At 61.9% G+C, this 4,234-nt stretch carries 5 protein-coding genes; all 5 read right to left on the reverse strand.

The genetic code is table 11. The annotated features are described in order from the left end of the window. On the reverse strand, positions 1 to 575 hold a 575-nt coding region (locus tag GSM73_RS21460), incomplete at its 3' end, for a lipopolysaccharide kinase InaA family protein (protein WP_256677036.1). Then, a complete protein-coding gene (rfaP, locus tag GSM73_RS21465) occupies positions 575 to 1,381 on the reverse strand; it encodes a lipopolysaccharide core heptose(I) kinase RfaP (RefSeq protein WP_047225907.1) in 807 nt (268 codons plus the stop codon). The genes GSM73_RS21460 and rfaP, both read right to left, overlap by 1 nt. Continuing rightward, complete coding sequence (locus tag GSM73_RS21470; RefSeq protein ID WP_139048600.1) at positions 1,378 to 2,502, reverse strand: glycosyltransferase family 4 protein; 1,125 nt, start codon at positions 2,500 to 2,502, stop codon at positions 1,378 to 1,380. The genes rfaP and GSM73_RS21470 overlap by 4 nt, the downstream gene beginning before the upstream one ends. Beyond that, positions 2,502 to 3,560 carry a lipopolysaccharide heptosyltransferase I gene (gene waaC, locus GSM73_RS21475; RefSeq protein WP_047225909.1) on the reverse strand — a complete coding sequence of 353 codons (1,059 nt, stop codon included), beginning with the start codon at positions 3,558 to 3,560 and terminating at the stop codon, positions 2,502 to 2,504. The genes GSM73_RS21470 and waaC overlap by 1 nt, the downstream gene beginning before the upstream one ends. A 1-nt stretch (position 3,561) precedes the next feature. After that, the coding region (gene waaF / locus GSM73_RS21480; protein WP_160893758.1) for a lipopolysaccharide heptosyltransferase II at positions 3,562 to 4,234 on the reverse strand (673 nt) is incomplete at its 5' end.

Below are 4,234 nucleotides of genomic sequence, written 5' to 3' on the forward strand. Positions count from 1 at the left end.
ATGCGATAGTTGAGCCAGAAACCGCGCCAGAAATCGCCGTTGGGGCAATCGATAAAGAACAGCCGTGACTGCTCGTCGATCAGCAAGTTGCGCCATTTCAGATCGTTATGGGTAAAACGATTTTCGTGCATGGTCCGGGTATAGCCGGCCAGTTGCCGACTCACCCCGTCGACCCAGGCACGATTGGCCAGCCTTGGATCGTGACGCCTTGCCAATGCCGAGAGGTCTTCGGTGCCCGGCAGCTCGCGCGTGATCATCGCGCCACGGTCATAGGCTGCGCCACGTCGCTCCAGCCCCCAGGCCACGACTTCGGCAGTGGGGATGCCCCACTTGGCGAAGCGCTTGAGGTTCTGCCATTCGGACTTGACCCGCGGCTTACCCAAGTATCGCCGCAGCCCCTTGCCGGCCCCGGTGTAGCGTTTGACATAGTAATTCACGCCGCTGCGCTGTACCCGAATCACCTCGGACAGCGGGTCCCGCGTCAGACGCTCGCCCTCGAGGGCGAACACTGCATCAAGACTGCCGAAATCCTCTGCCAGCTCAGCGTAGGAAGGCTCCAGTACCCAACCCGACATCAGAGCGCGCCCCCGTACCGCAGCTTGCGCGCATAAAGCCGGTTGGCTTTGCCTTCGAGCCAGGTCAGCAGCGAAGCTTCTTCGGCCAGGATCCGCCGTAGCGGCTGCTGGAAATAGCCCTTGAGGAAGCGCAACTTGTCACGACGGGTCAGACCGATGTCCAGTGCAGAGAAATACAGCGCCGCCAGGTCCTTGTTGCGCCAACGAAGGGGGATGGCCGGACGGATCTGCGCACGGTGCAGGTCAATCACAGAAAGTTTGAAATCCGTGGCGGTCACGGGCTTATCGGTGTGCAGCAGAAAGTGGCAGATGTAGCAGTCGCGATGGTTGACCCCGGCCCGATGCATCATGCCGGTCATGCGCGCCACTTCGGCGATCAGGGCCCGCTTGAGCTTCGGCTGTGGCGGCTGCTTGACCCAGTCCATGCTGAGATCTTCAAGACTGACGGTCGGCGCCAGTTCTTCGGTGACGATGAACGAATGCTGGTCGGCCGGGTTGCTGCCTTTCTCGCCATAGGCGACGGCGGTCATGGTCGGCACACCGACCTGCTGCAAGCGCTGGATGGCTTTCCATTCCTGTCCCGCACCCAGTACCGGCAACTTGGCGGTCAGCAGGTTCTTGAAGATCTCGCGCCAACCGATGCCACGGTGGATTTTCACGAAAAAGCCACGACCATCCACCTCCGTGCGCAAGGTGCGCCGGGCTTCCAGTTCGCGATAGACCTCGCCCTTGAGCGCCTCGACTTCGGCGAACGCATCGCGTCCGGCCCAAAGGCTCTTGAACGGTTCGGCCAGCATCAATTTCATTGTGCGTGCTCCGCCAATATCACATCGGCCGCGTGCTGCGGCATGCTGTAGAGGTCGGCCGTCTCGGCGAAGGCCAGACCGTTGCGGCTCCAGGCCGCGCGTGCGTCGGCGTCACCCAACATCCGCCCCAGGTACTCGGTGAGCTGCGCCTGTTCGAACGGCTCGTCCAAGACCAGGCCACTGTCGGCCTCGGCGATGTAATGGGCGTATCCACACACCGCACTGACCAGCACCGGCAAGCCGGCCACCAGCGCTTCAAGCAGTACGGTGCCGGTGTTCTCGTTGTACGCCGGGTGGATCAACAGGTCGGCGCCCAGCAGGAAACGCGGAATGTCGCTGCGGCCCTTGAGGAAGCGTACGTTGTCACCAAGCCCCAACGCGGCGCTCTGCAATTGGAATACTTTGGGGTCGTCCTGGCCGATTACAAACAGGCGGGTGCGTTTTTTAAGCTGCGAAGGTAGCGCGGCCAGGGCCTTGAGGCTGCGATCCACGCCCTTGGTCTTGAACCCGGAACCGATCTGCACCAGCAGCAGGTCATCATCGGCCAGATCGAATTCAGCACGAAACGCGGCGCGAACCTCATCGGCGTCGGCGGGCCGGCGACGATCCTGGGCGATGCCCGGTGGCAGCAGGTGAAAGCGCTCCAGCGGCGTGTCGTAGTGCTTGATGAACAAAGGCTGTTGCACTTCGGAAATCATCAGTATTTCGGTCTTGGCATCCTTGGCGAATACCGCTCGCTCGTACTCGGAAAAGTGGCGGTAACGCCCCCAACGCCGGTACAGCGAATTGCGCAGGTTCTGCGCCTTGTCTTCAAAGCAGCCGTCAGCGGCGTAATACACGTCCAGGCCGGGCATTTTGTTGAAGCCGATCAAACGGTCGACCGGACGCTTGGCCAGGTCATTTTCCATCCACGCACTGAGTTTTTCATTGCGACGGTGGTTGAACAGCGCCTTGACCGGCGCCACGAGCACTTCGAAGCCCGGCGGGACGTCACCTTCCCAGATCAGCGTGTAGACGCGGATCTGGTGACCACGCCGCTGGCATTCCAGGGCGATGCGCATGAAGTCACGCTGCAGGCCGCCGAAAGGGAAGTATTTATAAAGGACAAAAGCCAATTGCATCAGCGCGGCTCCTCAGCCAATAACGTGCTCAAGTGGCTGGCAACACGCTCGGGATTCAGACGCGTGAAGCACAGAGGCTGCTCGCGTTTCAGGTCAAACCGACGGGCATCTTCGGCGGTCGGCGGATAAGTGCATTGTTTCTGCATGCAGGGCGCGCAAGGGAAATCACTGGCGAGGTGAATCTGCCCCTTGCCATAGGCACCGGTCAGCACCGGGTTGGTGGGGCCGAGCAATGAAATGGTCGGCACATCCAGGGCCGCGGCCAGATGGCCAAGGCCGGTGTCCACGGCCACACAGGCCTGTGCGCCGGCCAACACCTTGCCCATCCCACCCAGATTCAGCTTTGGCAATACCAGGGCGTTGCGCAGGCCATTGGCAATCCGCTCGGCCCGGGCTTTCTCCAGCGGGCTGCCCCATGGCAGCTTCACCACGACGCCGAACTGCCCCATGCGCTCAACAAGTTGACGCCAGTAGAGCTCAGGCCAGTGCTTGGATTCCCAAGTCGTGCCGTGCAGGAACACCACGTAAGGGTAACTGCGCGGCAATTCAACCAGGCGATCGACATTCAGGCCGTAGCTGCCCATGGTTTTGGGCAGGTCATAACCCAGTGCCACAGCAAACAACTGGCGCACGCGCTCTACCGCATGCTGACCGCGAGCCACGCCCAGGCGACGGGAATAGAAGCGCGCTGCAAGGGGTTCGCGGGCCGATTCTTTATCCAGGCCTGCCACCGGGGCCTTGACGTAGCGGGTCAGCCAGGCGCTTTTCAGCAGGCCTTGGGCGTCGATCACCAGATCGTACTTCTTGGCACGCACGCTTTGCTTGAAACGTCGCCACTCGCCGCTTTTGATGGTTTGCCAGAGGTTCTTGCGCCAGCGACGAATCGCCACCGGAATGACTGTATCCACCGCCGGATGCCAGGTAGGAATTTCGGCAAAGCCTTCTTCCACCACCCAGTCGAACCTGATGCCGGGAATCGCCCGCGCCGCGTCGGTCAGCGCTGGCAGGGTGTGAACCACATCCCCCAGCGAAGAGGTCTTGATCAGCAATACCCGCAAGTTACTGAACCTCCACCGGTGCGCCCTGCAAACGCCCCAGGGCATCGTTCACCGACGGCGGCATGAGCTGGCGCAGGCAGTTGTAATGACCGAAGCGACAGGTGCGATCGAAGCACGGGCTGCATTCGATGCCCAGGCGTACGACTTCGACTTTTTCGGCCAGCGGCGGCGTAAAGCCCGGCGAAGTAGAACCGTACACGGCCACCAGTGGCCGGTTCAGGGCGGCGGCCACGTGCATCAGGCCGGAGTCGTTGGACACCACCGAATCGGCGCAGGACAACAGGTCGATGGCTTCGGCCAGGGAGGTATCGCCGCTGAGATTCACCGACTCCTCCCGCAGGCCCGGGATCAGGCGCGAGCGGATGTCCTCGCCTACTGAATGATCGTTTTTCGAACCGAACAACCAGACCTGCCAGCCTTCGCGAATCTTCGTCTCGGCGACCTGGGCGTAATGCTCCGCCGGCCAGCGCTTGGACTCACCGAATTCGGCGCCTGGGCAGAGAGCCAGCACCGGGCGGTCCAGGCTCAGACCGAACTTGGCCAGCGCCGCTTCGCGGGTCACCGGGTCGATCGCAAGGCTTGGGCGGGGATACGGCTTGGGCAACTCGGCACCTGGCTCGTAGGCCAGGGCCATGAAGCGCTCGATCATCAGCGGGTAGCATTCTTTGTCCAGC

The sequence above is a fragment of the Pseudomonas sp. PICF6 genome, from assembly GCF_009831705.1.
GTDB classification, from domain to species: Bacteria; Pseudomonadota; Gammaproteobacteria; order Pseudomonadales; family Pseudomonadaceae; genus Aquipseudomonas; species Aquipseudomonas rhizophila.

Bases quoted from the DNA above. Each gene is read 5' to 3' on its own strand.
- rfaP (WP_047225907.1), bottom strand. From the start codon at position 1,381: ATGAAATTGATGCTGGCCGAACCGTTCAAGAGCCTTTGGGCCGGACGC.
- GSM73_RS21470 (WP_139048600.1), bottom strand. From the start codon at position 2,502: ATGCAATTGGCTTTTGTCCTTTATAAATACTTCCCTTTCGGCGGCCTG.